At 58.4% G+C, this 26,482-nt stretch carries 24 protein-coding genes; 8 read left to right on the top strand and 16 right to left on the bottom strand.

What is annotated here, in order from left to right:
- Window positions 1–36: 36 nt before the first annotated feature.
- From HMPREF2912_RS01290 to HMPREF2912_RS01270, 5 genes are all read left to right on the top strand, one after another.
- Entirely contained in the window at window positions 37–756 is a 720-nt protein-coding gene (locus HMPREF2912_RS01290; RefSeq protein WP_070623407.1) for a glycerophosphodiester phosphodiesterase, read from the top strand.
- 238 nt (window positions 757–994) lie between these two features.
- Entirely contained in the window at window positions 995–1,969 is a 975-nt protein-coding gene (locus tag HMPREF2912_RS01285; protein ID WP_070520440.1) for a carbohydrate ABC transporter permease, read from the top strand.
- Window positions 1,970–2,941, top strand: coding sequence for a carbohydrate ABC transporter permease (locus HMPREF2912_RS01280; RefSeq protein WP_070623410.1), 972 nt, complete (start codon window positions 1,970–1,972; stop codon window positions 2,939–2,941).
- Between the two features lie 76 nt (window positions 2,942–3,017).
- The gene (locus HMPREF2912_RS01275) at window positions 3,018–4,328 is read left to right on the top strand and encodes an ABC transporter substrate-binding protein (RefSeq protein ID WP_070596586.1); all 1,311 of its coding nucleotides are present in this window, start codon (window positions 3,018–3,020) and stop codon (window positions 4,326–4,328) included.
- A gap of 26 nt (window positions 4,329–4,354) precedes the next feature.
- Window positions 4,355–5,485, top strand: a complete 1,131-nt coding sequence (locus HMPREF2912_RS01270; protein ID WP_070596585.1) for an ABC transporter ATP-binding protein — start codon at window positions 4,355–4,357, stop codon at window positions 5,483–5,485.
- A 68-nt stretch (window positions 5,486–5,553) separates the two neighbouring features.
- Here HMPREF2912_RS01270 and HMPREF2912_RS01265 read toward each other — a convergent pair whose 3' ends face one another.
- The gene (locus tag HMPREF2912_RS01265) at window positions 5,554–8,475 is read right to left on the bottom strand and encodes an FAD-binding and (Fe-S)-binding domain-containing protein (RefSeq protein WP_070683051.1); all 2,922 of its coding nucleotides are present in this window, start codon (window positions 8,473–8,475) and stop codon (window positions 5,554–5,556) included.
- Window positions 8,476–8,584: 109 nt separating this feature from the next.
- Between HMPREF2912_RS01265 and HMPREF2912_RS01260 the strand changes: the two genes are divergently transcribed.
- On the top strand, window positions 8,585–9,562 hold the full coding sequence (locus HMPREF2912_RS01260) for a bile acid:sodium symporter family protein (RefSeq protein WP_070520455.1): 978 nt from the start codon (window positions 8,585–8,587) through the stop codon (window positions 9,560–9,562).
- 338 nt (window positions 9,563–9,900) lie between these two features.
- Here HMPREF2912_RS01260 and HMPREF2912_RS01255 read toward each other — a convergent pair whose 3' ends face one another.
- The 4 genes from HMPREF2912_RS01255 to HMPREF2912_RS01245 all read right to left on the bottom strand — a co-directional run bounded on the left by HMPREF2912_RS01255 (window position 9,901) and on the right by HMPREF2912_RS01245 (window position 13,114).
- Complete coding sequence (locus HMPREF2912_RS01255; protein WP_070520459.1) at window positions 9,901–11,271, bottom strand: MFS transporter; 1,371 nt, start codon at window positions 11,269–11,271, stop codon at window positions 9,901–9,903.
- A gap of 601 nt (window positions 11,272–11,872) precedes the next feature.
- Entirely contained in the window at window positions 11,873–12,037 is a 165-nt protein-coding gene (locus HMPREF2912_RS12950) for a hypothetical protein (protein WP_168163001.1), read from the bottom strand.
- Window positions 12,038–12,052: 15 nt separating this feature from the next.
- A complete protein-coding gene (locus HMPREF2912_RS01250) occupies window positions 12,053–12,751 on the bottom strand; it encodes a YceI family protein (protein WP_070565281.1) in 699 nt (232 codons plus the stop codon).
- 3 nt (window positions 12,752–12,754) lie between these two features.
- Complete coding sequence (locus tag HMPREF2912_RS01245) at window positions 12,755–13,114, bottom strand: hypothetical protein (protein ID WP_070533068.1); 360 nt, start codon at window positions 13,112–13,114, stop codon at window positions 12,755–12,757.
- Window positions 13,115–13,249: 135 nt separating this feature from the next.
- On the opposite strand from HMPREF2912_RS01245, the gene HMPREF2912_RS01240 reads away from it, so the two are divergent.
- The gene (locus HMPREF2912_RS01240; protein ID WP_010186588.1) at window positions 13,250–13,633 is read left to right on the top strand and encodes an RNA polymerase-binding protein RbpA; all 384 of its coding nucleotides are present in this window, start codon (window positions 13,250–13,252) and stop codon (window positions 13,631–13,633) included.
- Window positions 13,634–13,736: 103 nt separating this feature from the next.
- Here the strand turns inward: HMPREF2912_RS01240 and musI are convergent, their stop codons facing one another.
- The 9 genes from musI to HMPREF2912_RS01195 all read right to left on the bottom strand — a co-directional run bounded on the left by musI (window position 13,737) and on the right by HMPREF2912_RS01195 (window position 23,694).
- Window positions 13,737–14,378 carry an ABC transport system MusEFGK2I component MusI gene (musI, locus tag HMPREF2912_RS01235; protein WP_070520465.1) on the bottom strand — a complete coding sequence of 214 codons (642 nt, stop codon included), beginning with the start codon at window positions 14,376–14,378 and terminating at the stop codon, window positions 13,737–13,739.
- Window positions 14,379–14,404: 26 nt separating this feature from the next.
- Window positions 14,405–15,319, bottom strand: coding sequence for a carbohydrate ABC transporter permease (locus HMPREF2912_RS01230; RefSeq protein WP_070520468.1), 915 nt, complete (start codon window positions 15,317–15,319; stop codon window positions 14,405–14,407).
- Window positions 15,320–15,322: 3 nt separating this feature from the next.
- Window positions 15,323–16,168, bottom strand: coding sequence for a carbohydrate ABC transporter permease (locus HMPREF2912_RS01225; RefSeq protein WP_070520471.1), 846 nt, complete (start codon window positions 16,166–16,168; stop codon window positions 15,323–15,325).
- 172 nt (window positions 16,169–16,340) lie between these two features.
- Window positions 16,341–17,672, bottom strand: a complete 1,332-nt coding sequence (locus HMPREF2912_RS01220) for an ABC transporter substrate-binding protein (protein WP_070520595.1) — start codon at window positions 17,670–17,672, stop codon at window positions 16,341–16,343.
- 365 nt (window positions 17,673–18,037) lie between these two features.
- The gene (locus HMPREF2912_RS01215) at window positions 18,038–19,282 is read right to left on the bottom strand and encodes a DUF4032 domain-containing protein (RefSeq protein ID WP_070520475.1); all 1,245 of its coding nucleotides are present in this window, start codon (window positions 19,280–19,282) and stop codon (window positions 18,038–18,040) included.
- 99 nt (window positions 19,283–19,381) lie between these two features.
- Entirely contained in the window at window positions 19,382–20,512 is a 1,131-nt protein-coding gene (locus tag HMPREF2912_RS01210; protein WP_070520478.1) for an ABC transporter ATP-binding protein, read from the bottom strand.
- Between the two features lie 218 nt (window positions 20,513–20,730).
- Window positions 20,731–21,606 carry a polyprenol monophosphomannose synthase gene (locus HMPREF2912_RS01205; protein WP_070520481.1) on the bottom strand — a complete coding sequence of 292 codons (876 nt, stop codon included), beginning with the start codon at window positions 21,604–21,606 and terminating at the stop codon, window positions 20,731–20,733.
- 28 nt (window positions 21,607–21,634) lie between these two features.
- Window positions 21,635–23,122: an apolipoprotein N-acyltransferase gene (gene lnt, locus HMPREF2912_RS01200; RefSeq protein WP_070520484.1), complete on the bottom strand. Its 1,488-nt coding sequence runs from the start codon at window positions 23,120–23,122 to the stop codon at window positions 21,635–21,637.
- Window positions 23,122–23,694 carry an FxsA family protein gene (locus HMPREF2912_RS01195; protein ID WP_070565285.1) on the bottom strand — a complete coding sequence of 191 codons (573 nt, stop codon included), beginning with the start codon at window positions 23,692–23,694 and terminating at the stop codon, window positions 23,122–23,124. Before HMPREF2912_RS01195 ends, lnt begins: the two co-directional genes overlap by 1 nt.
- 70 nt (window positions 23,695–23,764) lie before the next feature.
- On the opposite strand from HMPREF2912_RS01195, the gene HMPREF2912_RS01190 reads away from it, so the two are divergent.
- Window positions 23,765–24,604, top strand: a complete 840-nt coding sequence (locus tag HMPREF2912_RS01190; RefSeq protein ID WP_070520490.1) for a cobalamin biosynthesis protein — start codon at window positions 23,765–23,767, stop codon at window positions 24,602–24,604.
- Here the strand turns inward: HMPREF2912_RS01190 and HMPREF2912_RS01185 are convergent.
- Both HMPREF2912_RS01185 and HMPREF2912_RS01180 read right to left on the bottom strand, forming a co-directional pair.
- A complete protein-coding gene (locus HMPREF2912_RS01185; protein ID WP_070520492.1) occupies window positions 24,601–25,347 on the bottom strand; it encodes an SDR family oxidoreductase in 747 nt (248 codons plus the stop codon). The two genes, HMPREF2912_RS01190 and HMPREF2912_RS01185, sit on opposite strands and share 4 nt — an antisense overlap.
- A complete protein-coding gene (locus HMPREF2912_RS01180; protein WP_070520494.1) occupies window positions 25,347–26,471 on the bottom strand; it encodes a M24 family metallopeptidase in 1,125 nt (374 codons plus the stop codon). The genes HMPREF2912_RS01185 and HMPREF2912_RS01180 overlap by 1 nt, the downstream gene beginning before the upstream one ends.
- Window positions 26,472–26,482: the final 11 nt, after the last annotated feature.

Below are 26,482 nucleotides of genomic sequence, written 5' to 3'. Positions count from 1 at the left end.
CGTCACAATTCACTTTGCCGCCCGGAGGATAAGAGTATGTCAGAGCGCCCAGGAATCATCGCGCACCGAGGTTATAACGGCTGGTACCCCGAAAACACATTCCGGTCCTTCGAAGAAGCTCTCAAGCTCGACGTGGCTGGTGTGGAGTGCGACGTCAACCTAACCAAAGACGGAGAAGTCGTAGTTATCCACGATCAGACGGTGGGCAGGACGTCGGATGGCGCCGGCGCTGTTGGCGACATGACCCTAGAGGAGCTGCGCACACTCAATTTCGGTACCCACGGGGATCCGCAACGCATCATGCTTCTCGACGAACTCGTGGACCTCGTCATGTCTTACCCCGGAAAGCAGCTGCTCATAGAGACGAAGCATCCGTCTCCTTTTGGTGCACGCCTTGAGGAATCGGTAGCGGAAGTCCTACGCGGCCGACAGCTCGATGCCGACCCACGGTTTAGCCTGATCTCCTTCAACCCCGAAGCAATTGCTCGGTTTCGACACTTCTTGCCGTCCTTGCGGTCATTCCTTCTCCTTGAACCTGATGAGGGAGTCCCGGAAACGCTCGAGGGTGCAACGGGATTTGGGCCTTCCATTCACCAAGTGCGGAGGGACGCCGTCTTCTTTGTCGGTGTTGATGCCCCGTCCTACGTGTGGACGGTGAACCTGCCGAAGGACATGGAGTGGTGCCGCGAAAACGGAGTATCGCTCATGGCAACCGACCTGCCAGAGCTGGCAATCAACGTGCTTTCGCGCAGTTAGCCAGCGTTAGGCTACATCCTCATCTGATCCGTCATGGACCGAAATGGTCTATCTAAAGAGATGGCGGAGTTCTCTCATTAACGCAACGTGATGTGAGGTCTTCCATTGTGTTGCTTGTGATGTTCCCCACGCGCAGCATGGGTTTTCGAGTGCTCGGCTCCGGAAATTTTCCTGCTGTTTATCAAGTCAATACTTTCAATAAACTTTTTGTTTACTGCCTTGGTCTAGTTTCTTCTGCATGGCAATTTCCACCCCGGCAAGCGGGCTAACGGCTGCGATCCCTGCAGTCACTGAGAAGCCGGTCGTCTCCGAGGACTTCGCGCGTCATCCACGCAAACGGAAGCTCGATTGGAAACAGATCGGTCTTGCGGCATTGCTCGTTGGCCCGAACCTTCTCCTTCTCGTTCTTTTCACTTATCGGCCGTTGGTCGATAACATTCGCATCTCTTTCTTTAACTGGAATATTTCATCGCCGACCATGACCTTTGTCGGTCTTCAGAACTACATCGACTGGTTCCAAGCACCGGATACCGGACGCGTGGTGTTCAACACTGTCGTTTTTACTTTCTTCGCGGTGGCCGGTTCGATGGTTTTGGGACTGGCTCTGGCATTGCTGCTGGACCAAAAGCTTTTTGGTCGCGCTGCGGTGCGTTCGATAGTCTTCGCTCCCTACGTCATCGCAGGTGCGGCGATTGGCGTGGCCTTCCAGTTTGTCTTTGATCCCAACTACGGCCTCATCCAATACTTCTTGGGGATCATCGGGGTCGATGTGCCGAACTTTTACCAACAACAGAACTGGGCGCTGTTCATGATTACGGTGACCTATATTTGGAAAAACGTAGGCTACGTCTTCGTTATCTATCTGGCTGCCTTGCAAGGACGGCGCCGTGATCTTGACGAAGCATCGGAGATTGACGGCACCCCGGCCGCGCGACACTTCTTCCGTGTGGTCCTGCCGCAGCTTCGCGGCACCACCTTCTTCTTGTTGATTACCGTGCTGCTCAATTCCTTCCAGGTCTTCGACATCATCAATGCGATGACCGGTGGTGGACCGTTCGGCTACGGAACTTCCACGATGGTTTTCCAGGTGTACCAGGAGACCTTCATCAACAACCGTGCCGGCTATGGTGCAGCAGTAGCCACCATCATGTTCCTCGTAGTGCTTGTCATTACGGTGCTGCAGATTAAGTTGCAGGAAAGGATGGATAAGTAAATGTCCGAAAGCCACTCAATTCCGGCTTCCGTCCAGGTAGGTCTCCCGCAAGCCAAAGGCGAACTGCCACCCGTTCCTGGCTCCCAATCCCTCGCAGCGCCGGTCATTACTGATGCCCAGCGAAAACGCAAAGGCGAGCCAATTGATCACAGTCATCCAGCGACGAAGGTCATCGGCTACATCGCCTTGGTACTGACAGTGCTGATGATTATGGTGCCGCTGTACTTTATTTTCATCACCAGCTTCAAGTCTTTCCAGGACGTGTACTCGGATCCAATTTCCTTCTGGCCTAATCCGCTCGAGGCGGAGAACTATTCCTACGTCTGGCAGACCTCTGGCTTCTCGAGCTACCTGAAAAACTCCGTCATCATCACTCTGATCCTGACGGTGGTAGAGGTAGTCCTCGGCGTTCTGACTGCCTATGCCTTCGCATTCATTCGTTTCCCCGGCCGAAACCTACTGTTCCTGCTTATCATCGCCTCGCTGATGGTTCCCAACCAGATCACCATTATTTCGAACTACTCGCTGGTTGCGTCATGGGGTTGGAGAGATACCTACGCTGGCGTCATCATCCCACTGGCGGGCGTGGCGTTCGGTGCCTTCCTCATGCGCAATCACTTCCAGTCATTGCCCCCGGAAATTCTCGAGGCCGCTCGCATGGACGGAGCAGGTTTCTTTACCACCTTGTTCCGAGTGGTCCTGCCAATGTCGTGGCCAACGCTGTCTGCGTTTGTCCTCATTACCGTGGTCAATGAATGGAACCAATACTTGTGGCCCTTCCTGATTACGGATACACCGGCTGCCGCCACGCTGCCGGTGGGCCTGACCCGCTTGCAGGATGCGGAAGGCGTTACAAACTGGGCGCCGGTGATGGCCGGCACCGTGCTGACAACTCTGCCCATGATCATTATCTTCCTCATTCTTCAGAAGCCGATGATCAAGGGCCTGACTGCGGGCGCAGTCAAGGGTTAGTCTGACCGCCTGCTATCTCAACGCCCAACTCACTCAAGTCCCCCATATTCTTCACTTTTCAAGGAGAACCTCCACCATGTCTCGTAAGACCTCTACTCGCATCGCTGCCGTTTGTGCAGCACTGCTGACCACCGTGTCTCTGACCGCCTGCGCAGGTGGCTCGACCACTGCAGGAAGCGGCTCCAAGGATGGCGGCGATGCCAACACTATTACTTTCTGGTCCAATCACCCGGGATCCTCGCGCGACTTAGAGCAAGAGCTCATTGATGAGTTTGAGAAGGAAAACCCGGATCTCAAGGTTGAGCTGGTCACCGCGGGATCCAACTATGAGGAAGTTGCGCAGCGCTTCAATGCTGCCCTCGCAGGCGGCGATCTGCCTGACGTCCTCGTTGCCTCCGACGTCACCTGGTTCAACTTCGCACTGAATGAGGCCACCACGCCGCTCGATGACCTCTGGGAGATGAACGACATTGACTCGGAGAGCTACGTCGATACCCTGCGTGAAGACTACAAGTACAAGGACAAGCACTACGGCGTGCCGTACTCCCGATCCACGAACCTGATGTACTGGAACACCGATGACCTCAAGGCAGCGGGGCTTCCTACCGATCGTGGCCCGAAGGACTGGGAAGAGTTCGACGAGTGGGCTACCAAGATCAAGGACAAGCTCAACAAGCCGGCTGTTACTGTTCCGGATGGCTCCAGCTATCTCGACTGGTACTTCCAGGGCATGATTTGGGCCTTCGGTGGTTCTTACTCTGATGAGTGGGAACCGAACTTTACCTCGAAGGAGTCCATCGAGGCAGGTAAGTTCCTGCAGGAGCAAGTCAAGGCTGGGCATATCGAAATCTCCACTGACCCGACCGTCGCATTCGGCTCCGGCAAGGCCTCCGGTCTGTTGGAGTCCACCGGTTCCTTGGGTGGCCTGAAGGAGACGGCAACGATTCCGTTCATCACCACCTACCTGCCGGGCCCTGGTCCTTCGGCAGCGACTGGCGGTGCCGGACTGGCCGTGCCGGCTGGCATTTCTGACGAGCGCAAGGCTAACGCGGTTAAGTTCATTGACTTCCTGACTAATACCGAGAACACCATCAAGTTCTCCCAGAAGACGGGTTACATGCCGGTGCGCAAGGACGCCTTGGACGATCCGGAAGAGAAGAAGTTCTTGGAGGAGAACCCGAACGCGCAGACCGCTATCGAGCAGCTCAACGAGAACACCAAGCCGCAGGACTATGCTCGCGTCTTCGTACCAGGCGGCGGCCAGCGTATCGGTGGTGTTCTCGATCGCATCACCGTAGGCAATGAGGACGTGGAGTCCGCATTCGGTGACCTGCAGAAGGAGACCCAGAGCGTTATCGACCGCGACATCACCCCGAAGCTCAAGTAACACTTCGGATAGTTTGAAAGGACACCATGGCTACAGTTGAATTCCGTCAAGCTTCCAGGATTTATGATCCGAAGAAGCCTCCGGCGGTTAGCCGCATAAACCTAGATATCAAGGACGGCGAGTTCCTAGTACTCGTCGGGCCTTCGGGCTGCGGCAAATCTACGACATTGCGCATGCTCGCTGGCCTTGAGCCAATCGACGAAGGCCAGATCTTCATCGACGGGGTTGACGTTACTGAAGCCCGCTCGCGGGATCGCGATGTAGCTATGGTGTTCCAATCCTATGCGCTGTACCCCAACATGACAGCGCGCCAGAACATGGCCTTTGCTTTGCAGAACGCCAAGGTGGATAAGGCAACCATCGAAAAGCGCGTTAATAATGCCGCCAAGATGTTGGAACTGGAAGACCTCATTGATCGCAAGCCTTCCGCGATGTCGGGCGGCCAGCGCCAGCGCGTGGCGATGGGACGCGCTATAGTTCGCCAGCCCAAGGTCTTTCTCATGGATGAGCCGCTGTCTAACTTGGATGCGAAGCTGCGTGTCTCCACACGTGCACAAATCCTGCAGCTGCAGCGCGAGCTCAATACCACCACGGTCTACGTCACCCACGACCAGACTGAAGCGATGACCATGGGGGACCGCGTGTGCGTTCTCAAACAAGGCATCATTCAGCAGGTCGACGCGCCGAACACGTTGTATGAGAATCCGGGTAACTCGTTCGTGGCGACGTTTATCGGTTCGCCGGCTATGACTCTCATCGACAACGTCCCCTTCGTCGACGGTCGCGTTGTCGGCGGCAAGGACCATGCTTTGGACTACTACATGCCGCCGGAGCAGGCCGCGAAGGTGGCATCGGATCGCGTCATCGTCGGCGTGCGCCCAGAGAACTGGGAAATCGTTGGCGTGAACCAACCCGGTGAGCAATATGGTCTACCAGTTCGGGTCGACATTGTGGAGCACCTTGGCTCCGAGTTGTACGTCTACGGCGGCCGGGAGGAATCGGCGGACGACGTCATCGCAGTCCGCGGTGACCGGATCACTGTGAAGGTGCCGCGCGGCATTGCCGTGCACCAGGGAGACACGATTTACCTGCGCCCGATTAAGGGAGGTTGCGTGTTCTTCGCCCCAGACACCGAAATCAATTACGACTATCTCTAAGCTGCTTCCGCCACGACTGACGTGCCGGTGGCGGGGCTCCCACGAGGGGTGCCGCCACCGGCATGGTGCTATGGAGTGACGACCGGACGGGAAGCCCTCTCCAACAGCACTGCAATCGAGTCATAGGTCTTGCCCGCAATCATCTCTAGACCCATCTCGCAGGTGCGGTTATCGGAGACGTACGCGTCGAAGTGTTCGGCGTCGAGAGAAGCGCGCTCCTCGCGGGTAGCGGACTCAACAAGCTCCGGGTGAAGCATGACGCGGTCGCCGGCGGAGCCACAGCACATCGCGCCCTCAGGGATCTGGGCGTCACCGCAGAGGTTGGCCAAGTCAAGGAGGTCCTGGCTAATCCCCATGTGGTCTGTCGAGCACGTCGGGTGGACGGCGATGCTGCCCATGCTCTTCACGATTGGCAGGTGTGGTGCAATTTCATCACGCAGCCACTCCACGACATCGAGGATCTTTAAGTCCTCCCAGAGCTCGCGGTCAGCGGGGGAGAGCACCTCGGGAACCGAATCGAGTAACCCGTGGGTGCAGCTGGCAGCATCGACCACGATGGGCAGGCGGCCGTGTTCCGACCAGTGCCAGAGGTCGCGAACGATCTTTTGAGCTTGATATTCAAATCCCTCTTTGTAGCCCTTGGAGGACCATGGGGTGCCGCAGCAATCGCCCGCGACATCTTCGGGGATCCACACTGGCTGGCCAGCCCGGCGACCAAGCTCCACGATGGCGCGCGGCAGGTCTACGGAATCCTTGGCTGCCCCTGCTGGGTGGCCGAAGATGCGGTTAATACAGGCTGGGAAGTAGAGTGCGCCTGCGGCCTCGCGCGGCGTTTCCGGCAGGCGCGATGCGGCCTTCGGAAGTGGGCCCGGGACGGTGGGCAGCAAGTCGGGAGCTACCACGTTGCGAGCCATGTTGGCGCCCAGCTCGAGGGGCTTGTGGGGGATCTTGTTGGCGGAGATGATGCCAGCGCGGGCAAGCTTTTCCACCAGTTCCCAGCGCTGTGCCGTCGTTAGTGCCACCTTCTCGCGGGCCGGGGTGGCCTGTTGCGCGCGCAGCTGCTTCATGACCGCACCGGTATCGATGCTGATCGGGCAGGGGATAGAGCACGTACCGTCGGCCGCGCACATGTCGACGGCGTCGTACTGGTACTCCTTCTGCAGCTGAGCCAGAACCTCCGAGCCTTCTTTCTGCCGGGCCATTTCTCGGCGCAAGACGATGCGCTGGCGCGGGGTTACCGTGGCGTGCCGGGAGGGGCAGACAGGCTCGCAGAAGCCGCACTCCACGCAGGGGTTGATTTCATTTTCGACCTTGGGGAAGGACTTGAAGTTGCGCAGGTGGATAGTCTGGTCACGCGTAAGCTTCACGTTCGGCGCGAGGATGCCCTTGGGGTCGATCATGTTCTTGACCTCCCAGAACAACTCAAAGGCCTCCGTGCCCCACTCGTGCTCAAGGAAGGGAGCCATGTTCACGCCGGTGCCGTGCTCGGCCTTCATCGAGCCCTGGTACTTATCAATGACCAGCTCGGCGAGGTCATCCAAGAACGCGGCATAGGACTCGCGCTCTTCCTCGACATCAAAACGCGGGGTGAAGAAGAAGTGTAGGTTGCCAAAGGCTGCGTGGCCCATGACAGATTCCGGGTAGCCATACTTGGCCTGCAGATCGAGCAGATCCGCCGCTGCCTCGCCGACCTGGGAGGGCGGGAAACATACGTCCTCGGTGATATAGGCCGTGCCATTCGGGCGATCCGCACCCAACAGGCCGTACAGGCCATTGCGTAGCTCCCAGGCGCCGCGCATTCCTTCTGCGGTGGTGAGGAATTCGAGGGGGCGCAGTAGTGGGGCGTCGGCAAGCACGGTGCGCAGGCGATCCATGGCCTTGTTCAGGTCTGCCTCGTCGCTGCCGCCGACCTCCACGAGGAGTGCTGCGGCGTCATCGTCGAGGTTGCGCCAGGACTCCGGGGCGTGGGAGTAGTGCTCGGCCGAGCGACGCATGACCGGGGCGACGAGAAGTTCGCAGGCTTCCGCGCCGGTTTCCATGATGGGGTGCACGTAATTGGCTGCGTCGCGGAGATTGGGCAGCTCGACCCACGTCGTGGCCTTCACGCGGGGTAGCTTCACCGTGCGGATGATGGATTCCGTGATCGCGCCGAAAATGCCCTCGGAGCCGATGAGCAGGCGCTTGAGGATGTGCACGGGCTCGTCTTCGTCAAGGAAGGCATCGATGCGCAGGCCGTTGGTGTTGCGGATGGAGAACTTGGTGCGCAGGAACTCTACCATTTCGGTGTTGGCGCGTAACTTATCGCGGAAGGCCAGCAGCTCGGCGTGGAGCTTCGGCTCCTGCTTGCGGAAGGCCTCATCGCCGCGCGAGGTATCGACGATGGTGCCGGATGGCAGGACGAAGATGAGCTCTTCGATGCTGTGGTAGCTGTCGCGTTCCAAGGAGCAACGCATGCCGCCGGAGTTATCCGCCAGCACGCCACCGATAGTGCATACGGACGTGGAACCCGGGTCAGGCCCCAGCATGAAGCCGTGGCGGGAGAGTACTGCTTGGGCATCGCCCAAAATGACGCCGGGGCGCGACCACAACGTGCGGCCTTCCTCGCGCACTTCCATGCCACCGAAGTGGGTCTTGACATCGACGAGGATGTCGTCGCCCATAGCTTGGCCGTTGAGCGAGGTTCCTGCAGCGCGGAAGGTCATGTGGCGATCGTGGCTATCGCAATACTTCATCAAGGCAGACAGGTCCGCCGCGTTGCGTGGAGAGACCACGATGTTGGGGATGGAGCGGTAGGGGCCGGCATCGGAGGAGAAGCGCACGAGGTCGCTGAGACGTCCATGCACGTTTTCTGCGCCGACGATGGCTTCCATGTCCGCGAGGAGTTCGGCGGGGGAGCCGTTCTTGAAGCGTGCGGGGACGGCGTCGGCCTGGCTTGTGGTGCCGGCTGGACGTGAGAAACGAGAGGAATCGGGGCTTAGTAGCTTGGACATGTTTCTAATCTATCGCTTGATAGTAAATATGGGTCAAACCGGGTACGTGAGGTTCATCATATGAGATACTCAATTCATCTAGTGAGACACCTTCTGGAAAGGAAACACCGTGACGAACCCACGCACAGAGGGGGAGACCGGCGAGAAATTCGCCGTGTATATCTTCCCCATCGTCATCATTGCCTGCGCTTTTGTTGCTTTCATGAGCCCCAACACCTTTGAACCGATAGGGCAGTACACCTCGCAATTGCTGATGGTCATCATGTTCTCGATGGGTCTGACCTTGACCATTCCGGACCTGGCGCTCGTGGCGAAGCGTCCGTTGCCCATCTTCTTGGGTGTTATCTGCCAATTTGCCATCATGCCGACCAGCGCCGTACTCGTGGCAAAACTGTTGGGGCTTTCCGACGCCGCCACCGTCGGCCTCATCCTCCTCGGCTCTGTCCCCGGCGGTACCGCATCCAACGTCATGGCTTACCTAGCCAAGGGTGATGTGGCACTGTCAGTGGCGATGACCTCGGTATCGACCCTCGTCTCACCGATTATGACGCCTTTGCTCATGCTGTGGCTGGCGGGGGAGACCGCTGAGGTCGACGGCGCCGGCATGATGTGGTCGCTGGTTCAGACAGTGCTCATTCCTGTAGGACTCGGGCTTCTCTTGCGCGTTATCGCCAGCAAGGCAGTGGACAAGGTCCTGCCGGCGTTTCCGTGGGTAGCTATTGCCGGCATCGGAGGCGTGGTCATGGCTGTGGTTTCACAATCGCAGGACAAGCTCGTCACCGTTGGCCTGGTCGTCTTCGCAGGTGTGGCCATTCAGAACCTCATCGGCTTCCTTTTTGGCTATTACTCGGCGAAGCTTGCCCGTCAACGCGAGGCGGCGGCGCGTACTACGGCAATCGAAGTGGCAACGCAGAACTCCGGATTGGCTTCGGCCTTGGCGCTGCAGTTCTTTACCCCGGAGGCGGCGCTGCCGGGTGTCGTGGCCGCGGTGTGGGCCAATGTCACCGGAGCGATTTTCGCCGCCATCGTGCGCCGCAAGCCCATTGTCAACGAACTCCAGACCGAGCGAGCAACTGTTGCTGCGTAGTTAGCAGGCGCCTCTGTCACAAAGCAGCATCTCATGGGCGGCTAGCAACTACTGTGCTAGCCGCCCTTTCCATTTGTCCAGACCTGAAAGTGCAGGAACGCTGGTCGTCGCCAAGCACTGCCCGGATGCTTAGCGACGGCCACCTGCAGGTATGCACTTTCTAGTCTGCGCTTTTGGAAGCAGCGGCAGAGTGCTCCCACGATTGGATCCCCCAATCGGTGTCTTTCGGGACGGCGCTGCCGGGGCCAAGCCGCCGACGGAACCGAAACCAAAATCTCCCCGACCTTTGGTGTGAAACACCAGAAGAAGTCGGGGAGAAGTATGTGTCTTAAGACCGGCTAAACCTGCGAGAGGTCATGGTCCTTCAGCTCCTGCATCATGATGATTGCGATGAGAGAGATGAAGCAGACGATGATGAGATAGTATCCAACAAAATTCACGTTATAGGAGCTGACCAGCCACGTTGCGATGAAAGGTGCTACTGCAGCACCGAGGATGGATGAGACGTTGTACGCGATGCCGGAACCGGTGTAGCGCACGTTGGTGGGGAAGAGCTCTGGAAGGACAGCGGACATAGGGCCGAAGATGAGTCCCATGATGAACATGCCGACGACGAGGAATCCGAGGACCGAGTTTCGGTCAGCGTTGTCGATGCCGAGGAAGAAGGGGAAGCTAAAGCCGAAGGCAATCATGATGAGTGAGGTTACGGTCAAGATTGGCTTGCGCCCGTACTTATCCGAAAGCATCGAAGATACGGGGATGCCGATCATGAACATGAAGATGGAGATTAGCTGAATCTCGAGGAATTCCAGGTAAGGGATTCCCAGGCCCAGCTCCTTGGTCTTATCACCAATGCCGTAGGAGAGAATCCAGGTGGTGACCAGGTAGAACAACGTGTAGCAGGAGACCATGACGAAGGTGCCGATGATCATTGGCTTCCAGGCGATGCGGAATGCTTCAGCCATAGGTGTTTTGACCTTCTTGCCTTCGTCAACGGCCTGCCGGAAGACAGGAGTTTCTTCCAAGCGCAGGCGGACATAGAGGCCGATGAGAACCATGACCGCAGACGCGAGGAAGGGGAGGCGCCAGCCCCATTCCATGAAGGTGCCGGTGGTGTCACCGCGTGAGTAATCCATGGTGGCAACCAAGGTTAGGAAAAAGCCGTTAGCTAAGAAGAAGCCGAAAGGTGCGCCAAATTGTGGCCACATGGCAGCAGAAGCGCGCTTACCTTCCTCAGCGGTTTCGGAGGCCAACAGTGCTGCGCCGGACCATTCGCCACCCAAGCCTAAGCCTTGGCAGAAACGCATCAGAGCCAGCAAGGCCGGGGCGATGATACCTGCGGTCTGGTACGTGGGCAGGATACCGATGATGAAGGTGGCGATGCCCATTGTCAGGAGCGCACCGACGAGCGTGGCTTTGCGGCCGACGCGATCGCCGAAGTGTCCGAAGAGCAATGACCCCAGCGGCCTCGCGATGAAGGCCAAGCCGAAGGTGGCGAAGGACTGGAGCAGGGCGACGGTGGGATCCTCGGTCTTCGGGAAAAAGAGAAAAGGAAAGACGGCTACGGCTGCCGTGGCATAAATATAGAAGTCGTAGAACTCGATGGTCGTGCCAATGGTCGAAGCCACGGCAATACGAACACGATCACGTTTGGTGAGTTGCTGTGTTGTGCCCGCTGGCTTTGGCAGCGTGGTGTTGACGGCGGTCATGTGAGAGGCGCCCTCCTTGAAAATTTCAATAGCTTGATTGGTTATGGAGGAAACACTACCGTCTCACCGGGTGAAATGAAAGTCTCATTGAGTGAAAAAGTTAAAGCGAGCGACTAGCGGTTGAAAGCTGGGGAGCGGAAGCGTGGTTAGAATGACATAATGTACATTATCGGACAAACACTTATGAACTGGGTGGGGTCTTTCCTTCAGGGCTGCCCGGTTCCGAGTTTGTTCCTTGACTGTGCTGTCTCGACTCACTCATGGACGCTCATGGTTTCACCCTGGTCGCAGCGCGTGCTGTTGGCGGCTGGCTGGCGATTGGTTTCTGGGCTGCGTGTCGTATCGGCGTTGCCGATTCTGTGTTGGGAAATCCTTCGTGGCTGCAAGGTTCCTTTGCTTGCTACCTTCCGGATGCCCCTTTTTGCGCGCCACTCCTTGTTTTGTGGATAAGGTCTCGTGCGCGGGGTTGCTATAGTTGGCGGCCGCTTACCTTCATCTGCGCCTCCCTGTTGGCTGCTTAGTGGGCGGCCCCCAAATTGCCATTAAATAGTCACAGTTACGTAATTGGGGTATACTTCTGTGCATGCGTCAAGCGTCAGTTTTAGCGCTGACGGTAGGCGATCACCAGCTGCACGATGGTAAGAGCTACGAGTACCGCCGAGAAGGCAGCGAGGAGCTTCATCTCCTGCAACCAAATAAAGATGCCAAACCCTACGAGCACGACGAGCCGTACCCACAGGATTGGAATGAGGCGTTGGGAATTCATGAAGAACAGTGAATCTTACTTCTCAAAGGTGACGCGGACGTTGATCTCGCCAGTTTCGGAGATCCGCGCGGCGATCATTTCAGGAGTCTCAATGCCGAAATCGAGGCGGTTAATCGGGATGTCGCCACCCAAGATGATGGTGTCGCCATCGCGGACCACCTGAAAATCCTGGCTAACGCTCTTGGTCTGGCCGTGGATGGTGAGATCGCCTGTGAGTGGGATGGTGACTACTGAGCCGTCGTCAGGCACGGCGGAGACGTCTGCGGGCTCGGTCAATGTGAAGGTAGACTCTGGATACTTTGTGACCTCAAAGAGCTTTGTCTTCATGTTCTGGTCGCGCACCTTCTTGTCCGTGGTCAGGCTCGCCATGTCCACGGCGATGTGCGCCTTCTCAACGGTGCCGTCCTTGATGGTGGCCTGGCCGGTGACATGCTTGGTTGAGCCGGATGTCGTGCGCTTATCGGCTGGGAGGATCTCATCGATAGTAAAACCTGCCGAGGTGTGGTTATATGCCGTACCTTGCGCCACGTGCCATTCGCCATCGACGTTGGTAGTAGCGGCCTGGACCTTATCCGCATTGATGGGCTCGGTTTTGACACCGCGGCCCATGATCAAAGAAAACACGAGTGGTCCTAGGGCCAGCGCTGTCGAGGCCACAATCAGGATCACGAAGATACTAACGATCAGTTTGCGGTTGCCTAATAGGGATTTCATGTACTATCTCAATTCCTCAAGCTTTCGAGCCAGTGCGACCAGTTCAGCACACAGCTGTTCCATCTCTTCAGCGCTGGCGCTTTCCGACGCTGCCGTAGCAACATCCTCAGCGCAACACCGCAGCTCAAAGAGGCCGTCGCGGAGACGATCAGCCTTCTCTGGAGTTAGGATGACGGCATCCGCAGGAATGGGCGTTCCAACCACGTTGTGGCGCTGCTCGTAGGCTCGCTGCTTGCAGGATGGCGAGCAGAACTTGCGTGGCCTACCCCGGCCGCCCTGCGCGATTTCCTTGCCACACCACTGGCAGGTTGCCGGGCTGCGCCTTGGCGGCGTGTCGGGCTGCGGATCCTGTGTACCAATCACCTCAATCACCTTAGCCCATTAACCCGAGGGTGGGAACAAAGGCAAGGGGCCATTCGTTATAATGATAGATCTTTGGGTGATATAGGTCGACCCTGATCCCTTTCCTACCTCAACACTTGAAAAGGATGATGTTGCATGGCAGATCGCGTACTCCGTGGCAGCCGCATGGGCGCAGTGAGCTACGAAACCGACCGCGACCACGACTTGGCCCCGCGCCAGATGGTGAAGTACCGCACCGAAGACGGCGACATCTACGAGGTGCCCTTCGCTGACGATGCGGAGATTCCCGAGGAGTGGATGTGCAAGAACGGTAAGCTCGGCACTCTGGTTGAGGGCGAAGGCGTAGAGTCCAAGCCCGTGAAGCCGCCGCGGACCCACTGGGACATGCTGCGTGAGCGTCGCTCCATTGAGGAGCTGGATGAACTCTTGACGGAGCGCATTGAGAATCTGCGTTCGCGACGTCGCGCGGCGGCACGCCTCCTCAAGGAGCAGAAGGCGCAGGAAGAAGGAGAGGCCTAGCAGCCTTTGCGCGCCGCATAGAATTCTCAAGGGTAGTGAATCCACGAAGAAGTGGATACCACTACCCTATTTTTCGTTTTGGGGCCGGCTTGCCCGCAGCGCCTTATGCGGCGCTGCCATCGGGTGAATCGGAATTGAGTTCGGGCCATTGTAGCGCCAACTCAGCGAGATAGACTGCGAGGGCCGGACCGAGCACAACGAGAAAGAACAGGTAGCCTCCCCACTGCGCAGGGAAAAAGAGTGGGTACAGTACCAGCAGTGCCCAAGGGCACACTGCTAAAAGCGTACGCGGAAGGTGCGCTACCGCCTTCATCATGGCCGTTGTGCACCGTTGACTAAACCTCAACCCTGGCGCATCGAGGTGGAAGAACCACACACTAATGCAGCTTATGACAATGAGGCCTGAGACCAGCGCAGCGCGAAGCACTACGCCCATCGTCCCGAGCTCAGCCTTTGCGATAATGGCGAATTCATAGGCGGCCAAGGCGCCTACGGCGAGGTAAATGAGCCACCATGTAGTGTTTACCCCGGGACGCGTCAAAAGGCCCCGAACGAAGGCCGAGCCGCGGCGGGAACCTTCTTCGCGAACCATCTGACCAGTCACCGCGTGAGCGGTGCGTAGGGACATTCCCCCAGTGAATACGGGAAAGCACGTGATAACCAGGAGAACGTTAACGATGACGAGGTCAGCGAAGAGGCTCAGAGCAGCATAGAACTTCGATTCGGGGCCCAGCATGCGGTTCATGGTTTTCTAACCTACCGCACTGCGGATTAGCCCTTGACAGCGCCGGCAGCAACACCTTCGATGATGTGCTTCTGCGTGGAGAAGTAGAAGATGACGATAGGAATAATGGCCAGAACCAGCATCGCCATCATGGCGCCCATATCGCGGTTACCGTTGGAGCCAACGAAGGACTGGATGACTACCGGGATGGTCTTGTAGCGGGTGGAAAGGCCGATGACCAGGTACGGCAGCAGGTAGTCGTTCCATACCCACATGGCATTGAGAATGGCCACGGTAATGGCAGTCGGCTTAAGCATAGGCCACACCACGCGGAAGTAGTTCTGGAGCGGGCCGCAGCCGTCGATCATCGCGGCTTCCTCGACGTCCAAGGGGATGGACTTCACGAATCCGGCAAACATGAACACCGATAGACCGGAACCGAAACCGAGGTAGAGCACCACGATGCCGATCGGGTTGTTGAGGTGAAGCATGTCTGCAATCTTGACCGTCGGGAACATGACCATCTGGAAGGGGATAATCATGGACACCACGAAGAGGTAGTACAGAAGGTTCGTCCACCAGGTCTTAACGCGCGTGATGTAGTAGGCGGTCATCGCGGAGAAAAACACGATGACAATCACGGAGAGAATCGTAATGACGAAGGACCACAAGGTCGCTTCAAGGAAGCCCTGCTTGGTCAAGCCCACCATGAAGTTCTCGAAACCGACCCAGGTTTCACCGATGGGTAGGGAGAAAGGATCGGATGAGATAGCGAACTTGGACTTAAAGGAGTTGATGAAGATGAAGAGAATCGGGCCAAGGAACACGATGGTAAAGAACACCAGGATGGCGTAGACAATGAACTTGGCGCCGCCGGACATCCTGGTCTGGTTGTCCGTGGGAAGCTGGTGTTCCTTCTTCTTCGGGGCCGGTGCGGCCTGCGCTGAAGTACTGGTAGTCATGACTTAAGCCTCGATTTCCTTGGAGCGGGTCGCGCGCAACTGGAAGTACGCGATGACGACCACGACGACGACGAAGATGACGGCCTTGGCCTGCCCCACGCCCTCGACGTTCATACGGTTGAACAGCGTATTGACGATGTTAAGGGCGACCATCTCAGTTTGTCCGCCAGGTGCACCGTTGGTCAGTGCAAGGTTTTGGTCGAAGAGTTTGAAGGAATTCGACAAGGTCAGGAAGAGACAAATGGTGATTGACGGCATGACCATCGGAATGGTGACGTGGCGCAGCATTTCCCACTTGTTGACACCATCGAGCTCAGCGGCCTCGAGAAGCTCCGGCGGGACGTTTTGTAGACCGGCGATGTAGATAATCATCATGTAGCCGATCAGCTGCCAGTTCAGCAGCATGATGAGGCCGGCGTAACCGAATTTCCAGTCCGCGCTAATAGTCGTGGAATAGTGCGAAAGCACGGCGTTGATCATGGTCTGCCAGGTATAGCCCAGGACGATGCCGCCGATGAGGTTCGGCATGAAAAAGACCGTGCGGAAGAAATTTGTTCCGCGAAGCTTGCGGGTCAGCATCCACGCCAAGAGGAAGGCGAAGACGTTGACGGTGATCACGGAGACGATGACCACGAGGACGGTGAAACCGAAGGCTGAGATGAATCCTTCGCGTTGGGAGAAAGCTTTGACGTAGTTGTCGATGCCAACCCACTTGGCGTTAGTGATGGTGGTGAATTTCGTAAAGGAGAGGAAGAAACCCACGATAAACGGCACCAAGAAGGCAATCATGAATGCCAGAAGGGTGGGCAAGACAAAGACTGGGAAGTATTTCTTCAGCGTTGCTTGCATGGTGGTGAAACCTTAAATTCAGGTGGTGCCACGCGTTTCCCAAAGGATGGCGGCGAGGAGAGGGGGGCTGAGGGCGTGGAACAAACTGACGAGTACGTGCCATGCCTCTCACCTACTCCCCTCCCCGCCCTCCGTTTGGGAAGGCGGATGGCGAGGGGATGGGACTAAAGGTTTAGCCCCAGTTGGATTCCTTTTCAGCAGCCCAGTTGTCCTTGAACTGCTTGACGACGTCATCCCACTTCAGGGTGCCGGAGGCATACTGAGACAGGGCTTGGCCGAAGTCATCCTTGAACTGCTGTGACGGGAAGTACTGGAAGTTCCACGGGTAGGTGGTGAGGTCTTCGTTGTCGATAGCTTCCGCGACCTGCTTTGCCAGCGGGTCATTCGGAGTGTCTTCTGCGGAGTAGTTCTTGAACGGGGCAATGAAGCCAAGGTCCTTAACCACGTGCTCCTTGCCGGCATCGGAGGTGAAGAGCCAGTCCACGAAGTCCTTGGTAGCCTTCTGGTCTGCCTCGGAAGCCTCCGAGTTCACACCCAAGTAGTTTTCGGTACCGACGTTGATGCCGTGCTTCTCCTCATCCGGCAGGCCCATGTACATCGGCAGGAACTTGATCTTGTCTTCCTTGACTACGTTGCCGGAGGTCTCGGAAATCTGGGACCATGCCCAGTTACCGTTTTGGACCATGGCGGCCTTGCCCTGAGCGAACTCAGCCATGGAGTCAGAGACCGTCTTAGACGGGGCAAGAGACTTCTCGACGGTGGAGTTGTCCAGGTAGAGATCGAAGAGGTTCTTGTACTCCTTGTTATAGGAGAAGTCGATTTCGTTGGTGTCCTCGACGCCCTTGTCTTGGTACTCCTGCCAAATCGGAGCGTTGGCCAGGTGTGTCTGCCAGCGCCAGTCCTCGCCGGAGGTCAGTGAGGTGGAGGCAAAGGCGCCCTCAATGCCGAGCTCGTCCTTCTTCGCCTGCATGTCCTCGGCGACTTCCTTGAGCTTCTGGTAGCTCTTGATCTCATCGGTGGACTTGATCTTTGCCCCGGAGGTGGCGATGTACTTGTCGAAGATCTCGTCGTTGTAGATGATGCCGAAGCCCTCGACAGCGAACGGGACGCCGCGTACCTCTCCATCTTCAGTGGTCAGTGGCGGGATGTCATCGGTGAGCTGCTTAGCTACCTCGGTATCCGACATGTCTGCCATGTAGTCTTGCCAGGTGATGAAACCAGCCGGGCCGTTGACCTGGAAGAGGGTCGGTGCTTCATCTTTGCCGATCTCAGCCTTGAGGGTCTGCTCATAGGAGCCGGAGGCTGCGGTGACGACCTTGACCTTGACGCCGGTCTCTTCGGTGTAAGCCTTTGCGATCTCCTGGTAAGCGGCATCCTGTTCTGGCTTGAAGTTCAGGAAGTAGACATCGCCTTCGTCGTCAGTAGAGCCTGAGCAGGCGACGAGACTTGCGGCGGCCAGCATGGAAGCCATGCTGATGGATGCGATGCGAGTAAGACGCTTCATGTGGTCCTCATCTTTCTTGATGAAAAGCGGGATGTTGAGCCGTAGATAGACAACCGGCTCGTATGCGGTTATGTCTGGGCGATCCTCCATGACAAAGGCTCTTGCCCAGTGCTACCAGTTGGTCCATAGCTGGTCACTATCCGACTATGAACTGGTTAGCCTGTCTCCTACCTTAGTGAGGTATTCCACACGATCAAAAGAAATCGGGCCTAAAACGCCCGATTGTGACTATATCCATATTCGGGCATGAGATCGCTCCCCATTTAAGGGGCAATCGGGCCTAAAACATACAAAACGATATAAGAAACGGCTGAGAGCGGCTCGATAGACTTGAGCTATTGAGCGGTGTTGGGGCACACGGGCGGTTATGACAAGTCGTCATTCGGTGCCGGCGTCTGAAGCAGCCGAGCCTCGTCGCGGCGGGCGGGCAATACGGAAGAGAGATAGGACGCCGTGGCTTCCGGGAGGGTTACGGCTTCTCCCCTCTCTTGGGCGAGGAACCAGCGGTGGTCAACGATCTCGTGGAAGATCTGTGCCGGTTCCAGCTTGTGGAGCATCTCGACGGGAACCGCAGCAATGGTCGGTTCATACTCGTGTGTCATCCACAAGTGCGCCGCCTGGGTCAGCCCAACATGAGGGCCGCACTCGATGGCCTGATAGGCCTGGATAGAGCCCAATAGGCGTTGCGCTTGGTGCTCCTCGACGCTCAGCCCTGTCAAGCTCAACAACTCCGAACGATAGTGGCCGGGATCGACTACCACAGGGCGAATGCGCACGACCTGTTTCGACTCGTCCTTGGTGACCTTGAGCTCCCCCACGTCGAAACCCAGCTGGTTAAGGCGGTCGATCCTCTCGGAAACGCGCCAGTACTCGCTGGCATCTACGGATTCTTCGGCGGTCAGCTCTGTCCACAATTCAAGGTAGGAACTCTCGACCAAGCTTCCGAGGGCGATAACATCGATATCTTGATCTAGGCATTCACCTGCCTGCAAGTCCATGAGCTCACCGATGATGTTGACGCGGGCGATGTCGACGTCGTAAAGCCTGCGTGACTCGGAGAGATTGGGCTGGAACTCCCCTGTTTCGGCGTCGACAAGATAGGCCGAATAAGTCTCGGCATCACGCCGGAAAAGGGTATTCGACAGCGATACATCACCCCAGTAGAAATTCAGCAAGTGCATCCGCACCAAAAGCACCGACAAGGCACGGATGAGCTTCTCCGCTTCGACGACTGTCAGGTGCCGCGAGAAGATCTCGCGGTACGGAAGAGAAAACTCTAGGTGTTCAGTCACCAGAGCTGCGGTGAGCTCTCCGTAGCTTTCTACAGCCGGCTGGCGTCCCGTGATGACTGCAACGGGACGCACGCTGGGAGCGCCGAGGCGCTGCAGCTCACGCAGCATCTTGTACTCGTGGTGAGCGGTACGCGCACCAATCTCCTTGACTGCGACGATGCCGCGATTGATCCCCACGAAACGCACGATATGCCGGGAAATGCCCCTGGGCAGTGCGGCGATGAGATCATCGGGCCACTGTTCCAGGGGCGTATCCCAAGGCAACGCCAGCAATGCCGACGCGTACGTCGAAGAGGTGATGCTCATGGACTCTTTCATGTCGAGTCACTCCACCTTCTTTGCTGATTTTGGCCTAGAGCTTTGCCACAGCCGTGCTGACGTTCGCGACATGTTCCGCGGGTCAGCCGGCATATGGGCTTAAGGGAGGCGCTTGCCAGTCGACGCCGAGAAGTTGTGCTGGCCGCCTTCCACGATGCGTGCGTGGAAAATGCTGCCCGGGGCAGGCGCAGTGTTCGGAGCTGCACGAACGACGATCTGGCCCGACTCGGGAACGTCTTCGCTCGAGGAGCCGAGATCACCTTCGCCCACCAATTTTCCGTAGAGGAAGGAGTCGGAACCAAGCTCTTCCACGAAGTCAAGCTTGATCGGGATGGAGAGATCGGTGGACTCGCCCTCGGGGATGATTTCGAGGGCCTCTGGGCGGAAGCCGATGGTGATGCGACCGTTATCCTCCGGCGTCATCGCAGCGACAGTTTCCGGGGAAAGCTTGATACGAGCATGGCCGGAGGTTGCGTTACCGTCCTTGACAGAGAAGGTGCCCAGGTTCATTGCCGGGGAGCCGATAAAGCCGGCGACGAAGACGTTGGCGGGGCGGTCGTAGAGCTCGCGGGGTGCGCCAACCTGCTGAAGGTAACCGTCCTTCAGTACAGCGATGCGGTCACCCATGGTCAAGGCCTCAGTCTGGTCGTGGGTGACGTAGACGGTGGTAACCCCAAGCTTGCGCTGCAGGGCTGCGATCTGGGTACGGGTCTGCACGCGCAGCTTGGCATCGAGGTTGGACAGCGGCTCATCCATGAGGAAGACCTGCGGGTTACGCACGATTGCGCGGCCCATGGCAACACGCTGACGCTGACCGCCGGACAGGGCCTTCGGCTTGCGCTCAAGGAATTCGGTAAGACCCAGGGTGGCGGCGGCTTCGTCGACACGCTTGTTAATTTCGTCCTGGGACTTGCCGGCGATTTTCAGGGCGAAGCCCATGTTCTCGCGCACGGTCATGTGCGGGTAGAGAGCATAGTTCTGGAAGACCATGGCGATATCTCGGTCACGCGGGGCAACGTGGGTGACGTCTTTGTCGCCGATGTAGATGGCACCGTCGGTGACGTTTTCCAAGCCGGCCAGCATGCGCAGCGTCGTGGACTTACCGCAGCCGGAGGGGCCGACGAGGACGAGGAATTCGCCATCGGCGATTTCCAGGTTGAACTTCTTGACGGTGGGTTCCTTAGCGCCTGGGTAGGTCAGGGACGCATCTTTGAACGTTACGGTTGCCATAGCATACTCTCCTCCATCGGCAGGTACGTGCCGAACGATCCGTAGTGTGAGAATGAAGTGAAGCAAGTCACTGTGCACCAGATAAAGTGCCACCTACGACATTAGCACTGGTGGTGGTTATTACCGCAAAAGCCCGAAAACCATGACAGGTTTTCGGGCTTGTTTGCCTTATGCGAGGCTCGAAAGGTCAGCGTGCCTTTCCTTGGAGAGACTGGATTTTAACGGCTGAGCATTCCTTTAACCAGGCTGGATACCTCGGACACAAAGTCAGACACGGCATTCTTAGCCGTGGCGGCCTTGGAACCAAGCTCCATATCCTTCACTGTGCGGGAAGTGATCTTGGATACTTCCGAGGTGAAGTCGCTGACCTGCTCGGAGCGGTGAGCGACTCCCCACTTGGTCACCTCGAGCAGGGAATCCTTGACGAAGGAGCCGTCCAGCTTGGATTCGCCCAGCTCGCGCTCGGTGAAGGTAATCGGAACCTCGCGGACATCGAAGCCATCCTTGATGGCGCGGAAGGCAACATCTACCTGGAAGATGTAGCCGGCGTTGGATAGTTCCTCAAAGTCGAGGTGCTCTAGCAGTTCGCGACGGAAGGCGCGGTATCCAGCGGTCATGTCGTTGATGCCAGCGCCCAGCGCCACCGAAATGTACTTGTTGCCCAATCGGGACAGTAGCTCGCGGTTGGCCGGCCAGTTCACAGTCTCTCCACCCGGCACATAGCGAGAACCGATCACCAAGTCAGCACCCTTGTCGATCTCCTCGAGCAAGAGATGCAGCTGCTCCGGGGCGTGGGAGCCGTCCGCGTCCATCTCGCAGAGCACCTGGTAGTCCTTCTCCAGGCCCCACTCGAAGCCGGCGATGTAGGCGCCGAGGAGGCCGCCCTTGCCCTCGCGGTGAAGGACGTGCAGGTGAGAATCCTCGGCGGCCAGCTTGTCCGCGGCCTCTCCGGTGCCGTCCGGGGAGTTATCGTCCACGATCAGGATGTGAACCTCCGGGGTGGCCTTGCGCACGCGGCCGGTAATCAGCGGCAGGTTCTCAATCTCGTTGTAGGTGGGGATGATGACCAGAGTAGATTCGCGGGTCGAGCTCACTAGTTCCTTGCTCCTTTTGGTTTCTGCTTTAAGGCGCGCTGCGCCGTCCGGACAAGCGGGTGGAATAGATCGCGTACAGCGCGCAGACCGTTCCAATAATAGTCATGAGCCACTGCAGGAGCGAACCATAACGCACCGCAAATGTACGCCCCTCTCGGAGCGGAAGCTCTTCTTCGAGATAAGCCGGTTCAAAGATGCCGCTGTCCTGGCTCACGGAACCATCTGGGTGCACGATGGCCGAGACCCCTGACGTGGCCGCCACAACGACGGCGCGATCTGCTTCCATGGCGCGCAGACGGCTCATGGCCAACTGCTGGTAGGTCATATCGGAATCACTGAACGTGGCGTTATTTGTTGGCGTCGTGAGAATCTGCGCCCCGTTGTTAATCGCGGTTCGAAAGGCCTGGTCAAAGCTCACCTCGTAGCAGGTGGCAACGCCGACCGCAGTTCCGGCCATGGTCACCATTCCTGGCCCGTCACCGGGTTTCATGTCGCCTGCGAGATCCACCAAATCGGTAATCCGCGCAAAGAAGTCACGCATCGGCATCGTTTCGCCAAAAGGCTGCAGGTACTTCTTGTAGTGATGCTCCCCCACCGATCCATCCGGGTTGAATACCTGCATGGTGTTGCGCGCACCGACCTCATCGCGCGTTAACGTGCCGACGAGGATGGGGGCGTCGATGTCGTGGGCGGCGGCGTCGATAAGCGCCCGTGCGTCGTCGTTGGCAAAAGGATTGATATCGGAGGAGTTCTCCGGCCAGATGACGATGTCAGGCCGTGCACCATCCTTGGCTGCCTGTTCGGTGACGCGGACGTGGTTATCCAGCACCGCGCGGCGCTGCGCGGCGAAGTCGAGGCCAAGCCGCGGAACGTTTCCCTGGACAGCGGCTACCGTCACAGTACCCGTGGTATGGCTAGGGCGATTCACGCCCTGCGCAGCTACAAGTCCGGCAAGCAACGGCACCGCTAAGAGGGCACAGGCCAACCGTGGCGCGCGCGCAAGCCCCACCAGACCCGCGCCCATGCAGACGACCGCACAAGTAATGAGCGCGGGACCACCCCACGGGGCGAGGTTGGCCAACGGTCCTTCGATCTGACCCCATGCCAGGCGCACCCAGGCAAAGCCTCCAAAAGGTACGGAGGAGCGCAGCATTTCCACCGCCACGTAGAAAAAGGGAAAGAGCGCGAACCCATAGCGCAAGCGCAGCAGTGCTGCCCCACCGACGCCGAGGAGGATGCTGTACAGCGAGAGGAAGATAGCGAGCGCAATATAAGGCATGTTGCCCACGAGCTCACCAATCCACGGCAGCGTGAAGAGGTACAAGACAGCGCTATGGACTATGGCGATGAGTACTGCCCATCCTAGATGCAGGGGCTTTCTCCACGGCGCCAGCGCTGCCACCAGCATGGCCATCCCAATGATCCCCGCGGCCCACCAGCCGCGTGGTTCCACCGAAAGATACGTGACCGCGCCCGACAGAGCGGCAAGAACAAGCCGCGCGAATATGGGGAGCACTACTTGCTTCCGTCCTCGAAGTCCTCGGGCTTAACGTGTTGAGTCCACGAGCGGATTTCTTCTTCATCCAAGACTTCGTGCGATTGGCCTGACTGATCCATCCCGCTGCCGGCTGTATTGCCACCAACAGTGCCGAAGGAACCATAGGAATCGCGGTGCTGCGACATGGGCGAGGCCTCGTACACGCGCACGCCCATGTCCTCAATCTTTTTGAACATCGATGCGGCAAGGAGCGTGCGGATTATGGAGCGCGTGGGCGCAAAGATGAGCAGAGCGCCAAAAACAGTGGAGACGAACCCAGGCAGCGAAAGCAGGATGCCGCCCACCATGGTCAGACCAACATTGCCGGCCGTTTTGCCTGGGGTGGGATCCTCCATCACATAGACGCCGTCTTCGGTCTGCCGGATGCGGCTGGCCATCATGCGGCGCACTTCCCAGCTGGCAATCGTCATCCCGAACAGCATGGTTAACGCCAAAGCAAGCAGCGCCCACAGCACACCGATCCACTCGGCGACTGCCCAAAACGCCAGGGTTTCGAGGAGGATGTACGCGATGAACAGAAGAAACGGCATGCAGCCCACCATACTTGCTGGACCTGCCGGTTCGCTGGCGACCCTCCCGTAACGATTAAACTTGCGCACCATGTCCCTCACTGAGTCGAAGCATCCTGAATCCGAGACCATGCGCTTCCACCCCGCCGGCGGCGTCGTCACGCCCGAGCAGTGGTTAGCACTGGGCCAGGCCGCCCGTGAACATGGCGATGGCTATGTGTACCTAGAGCAGCACAGTGTTATCAGTGTGCGCGGCGTGAGTAACGAGCAGGCGCTTGGCGACGTCCCCCTCCCCACCGCCGCTGCCCACGTCTTGGCCTCTCCCCTCTCTCTTCAGGCGCGCCGGGTAGCGCAGCGCGTTGCTGATGCCTTATCTGAAGAGGAAGGAACCTCCCCGGCTATCACCCGCGCTGCGGTCTTCGGCGTCGATGGTGGAGCTGGCGATCTCCTCGCACACGGCGTGGCGGCGGGACTCCAACTATCCGGCGGCAGTGCAGGGCAGGTCGAGGAAGCCGACTCCGCACGCCTCATCCGTGAGGGGGCAGCAACTGGACCGGCGCTGGGATTATGCGACGCGATTTCGCAGCTCGTGGACTACGTGGACGAGGTCTCCGCTGAGAATCCAGAGGCCATTGACCGGTTGTCCTCGGCTACACCTGCCGGACTCGCGCAATCGGATGTGCCCATTGGTTGGTTAACCGAACACACTGCGCCCGGCCGCGTCGATCTCGGCGCGGGCCTCCAAGATGGCGTGTTGCCCGCAGAGTACGCAGGGCTCATTGCTCAGCTGGGAGCAGCGATCACCGTTACTCCGTGGCAGGGCTTGGTCATCCACGATTTGGCGGAGGGCGATGCGGACGTCGTGCTCCGCGTCCTTGCTCCGCGCGGCTTCATCTTCGATGCCAATTCCCCCGCGCTCGGACATCGCTAGCGCGGCATGTGCCGCCAGATGGGGCGCGGGACAAGCTTCATGACCCAGGCCAACAGCTGAAGCGTCCGTGGGATCCACAGCGTGCGGGACACCGGCCGCGAACCCGACGAGGATTCGACGGCCTTGACCACAGCTTGTGCGACTACGTCAGGTGTCACCGACAGGGGCGCGGGTTTCATCCCTTGTGTCATGGACCCGATAACGAAACCGGGGCGCGCGGTGATCAGCGCTAGGTCGCTGCCCTGCAGGCGATCCGCCAGACCTTGGCAGAAGGCATCGAGGCCAGCCTTGGTTGAGCCATAGACATAGTTGGCCCGCCGTGCACGCCAGCCCGCAATGGAGGAAAAGGCCACGATATGGCCTCTTTTCATGACGTCGGCCAGCACGGTGAGCATAGATACCTGCGCGGCATAATCAACCAGAGCGATGTCGAAGGCATGGGCTTCGTCGTGCTCAGCTTGCTCCTGGTCACCCAAGATTCCGAAGGCGACAACCGCCGTCGTGATGTCCTCACCCGCGAGCGCTGCAGCTTGCTCGATAACTGCGCGGTGGGAGGACACATCCGCGGCATCGAAGGAAAGCGTGTGAACGGACGTTGCTCCGTTGCGCAGAAGCTCTGAGGTGAGCTCATCCATGCCGTGCTCACCCCGCGCGGCAAGTACTACCGGGCGGCCTGCGCACAACCGGCGTGCAAGCTCGCCGCCAATATCGCTGCGCCCACCAAGAATCAATAGCGCGCCCATTAACGCAACCCCCTCGGAGCTTGGTTCAAAGACTCGTAGCCGGACTCGGTGGTCACCACGATGTCCTCGAGACGCATGCCCCATTTTCCGGGTACATAGATACCAGGTTCGATCGAGAAGGCCATGGACTCTGCAAGCTCCAGCTCGTTTCCTTCCATGATGAAGGGCTCCTCGTGCGTCGACAAGCCGATGCCATGTCCGGTGCGGTGCGTGAAGTACTCACCCCAGCCGGCGCTTTCGATCACACTGCGTGTCGCACGGTCGATCTCCTGGGCAGTCGCCCCGGGCCGTGCAGCAGCTCGCCCGGCAGCTTGGGCCTCTTCCAACACCGCATAGGCTTCCTGGAAATCAGCAGGCGCCGCAGAAGGATCTGCGCCTACCACGTAGGTGCGTGTGCAATCAGAGTGATAGCCGGAGGGCAACGTCCCCCCGATATCCACCACCACGGGATCACCAGCGCTGAGTTCGCGCTCCCCGTAGTCATAGTGCGGGTTCGCACCATTCGGGCCGGAACCAACGATTATGAAGTCCACCTCTTTGTGCTCGCGCAAGATAAGCTCGCGCAAATCTGCCGCTACGTCGGCCTCAGTGCGGCCAGGCTGCAGGAGACGTGGCACCTCTGCATGGACGGCATCGATAGCCACTGCCGCAGCGCGTAGCTCCGCGACTTCATCTGGGTCCTTGCGGCTAAAGAGCCCAGCCAGCGCCTCGGTAGCAAGCACATACTCCACATGTGGAGCATCCGTCGAAGTGAGCGAAGACGGCTCGACTTGGCGTCGAATCGTGGACTGGAAACGCAATACGTGGTCCGCAGTTAGCGAAGAGCCCACAGCCACGGTGGTGGGATGCGTACCGTCTAAGGCCAGTGCATAAGGGTCCTGCCCGTCACTCCATCCCACTAGCTGGGCAGCAACGCCTTGAAGCGATTCAATGTCGGTGCTGGGTGCGACGATGATCGGTTTGGCCTCGGGACGGATGACCAGGCACGTCAACCGCTCATGGGAAGAGACCCAGGAACCCGTAAGATAAGCGAACTCTGCGCCGGTACCCACGAGCAATACATCGATACCCTTGGCAGCGGCAATCGCGCGGGCGCGGTCCAAGCGGGAAGCATAATCAGTCATGGCAGTTAGCC

Origin of the sequence: Corynebacterium sp. HMSC056E09 (assembly GCF_001813425.1) — a bacterium.
Classification (GTDB): domain Bacteria; phylum Actinomycetota; class Actinomycetes; order Mycobacteriales; family Mycobacteriaceae; genus Corynebacterium; species Corynebacterium hesseae.
This window is presented reverse-complemented; position numbering and strand designations above follow the sequence as displayed.

Coding starts and splice junctions, on each gene's coding strand:
- HMPREF2912_RS01290 (WP_070623407.1), top strand. CDS start 37: ATGTCAGAGCGCCCAGGAATCATCGCGCACCGAGGTTATAACGGCTGG.
- HMPREF2912_RS01285 (WP_070520440.1), top strand. CDS start 995: ATGGCAATTTCCACCCCGGCAAGCGGGCTAACGGCTGCGATCCCTGCA.
- HMPREF2912_RS01280 (WP_070623410.1), top strand. CDS start 1,970: ATGTCCGAAAGCCACTCAATTCCGGCTTCCGTCCAGGTAGGTCTCCCG.
- HMPREF2912_RS01275 (WP_070596586.1), top strand. CDS start 3,018: ATGTCTCGTAAGACCTCTACTCGCATCGCTGCCGTTTGTGCAGCACTG.
- HMPREF2912_RS01270 (WP_070596585.1), top strand. CDS start 4,355: ATGGCTACAGTTGAATTCCGTCAAGCTTCCAGGATTTATGATCCGAAG.
- HMPREF2912_RS01265 (WP_070683051.1), bottom strand. CDS start 8,475: ATGTCCAAGCTACTAAGCCCCGATTCCTCTCGTTTCTCACGTCCAGCC.
- HMPREF2912_RS01255 (WP_070520459.1), bottom strand. CDS start 11,271: ATGACCGCCGTCAACACCACGCTGCCAAAGCCAGCGGGCACAACACAG.
- HMPREF2912_RS12950 (WP_168163001.1), bottom strand. CDS start 12,037: ATGAATTCCCAACGCCTCATTCCAATCCTGTGGGTACGGCTCGTCGTG.
- HMPREF2912_RS01250 (WP_070565281.1), bottom strand. CDS start 12,751: ATGAAATCCCTATTAGGCAACCGCAAACTGATCGTTAGTATCTTCGTG.
- HMPREF2912_RS01240 (WP_010186588.1), top strand. CDS start 13,250: ATGGCAGATCGCGTACTCCGTGGCAGCCGCATGGGCGCAGTGAGCTAC.
- musI (WP_070520465.1), bottom strand. CDS start 14,378: ATGAACCGCATGCTGGGCCCCGAATCGAAGTTCTATGCTGCTCTGAGC.
- HMPREF2912_RS01230 (WP_070520468.1), bottom strand. CDS start 15,319: ATGACTACCAGTACTTCAGCGCAGGCCGCACCGGCCCCGAAGAAGAAG.
- HMPREF2912_RS01225 (WP_070520471.1), bottom strand. CDS start 16,168: ATGCAAGCAACGCTGAAGAAATACTTCCCAGTCTTTGTCTTGCCCACC.
- HMPREF2912_RS01220 (WP_070520595.1), bottom strand. CDS start 17,672: ATGAAGCGTCTTACTCGCATCGCATCCATCAGCATGGCTTCCATGCTG.
- HMPREF2912_RS01215 (WP_070520475.1), bottom strand. CDS start 19,282: ATGAAAGAGTCCATGAGCATCACCTCTTCGACGTACGCGTCGGCATTG.
- HMPREF2912_RS01210 (WP_070520478.1), bottom strand. CDS start 20,512: ATGGCAACCGTAACGTTCAAAGATGCGTCCCTGACCTACCCAGGCGCT.
- HMPREF2912_RS01195 (WP_070565285.1), bottom strand. CDS start 23,694: ATGCCGTTTCTTCTGTTCATCGCGTACATCCTCCTCGAAACCCTGGCG.
- HMPREF2912_RS01190 (WP_070520490.1), top strand. CDS start 23,765: ATGTCCCTCACTGAGTCGAAGCATCCTGAATCCGAGACCATGCGCTTC.
- HMPREF2912_RS01185 (WP_070520492.1), bottom strand. CDS start 25,347: ATGGGCGCGCTATTGATTCTTGGTGGGCGCAGCGATATTGGCGGCGAG.
- HMPREF2912_RS01180 (WP_070520494.1), bottom strand. CDS start 26,471: ATGACTGATTATGCTTCCCGCTTGGACCGCGCCCGCGCGATTGCCGCT.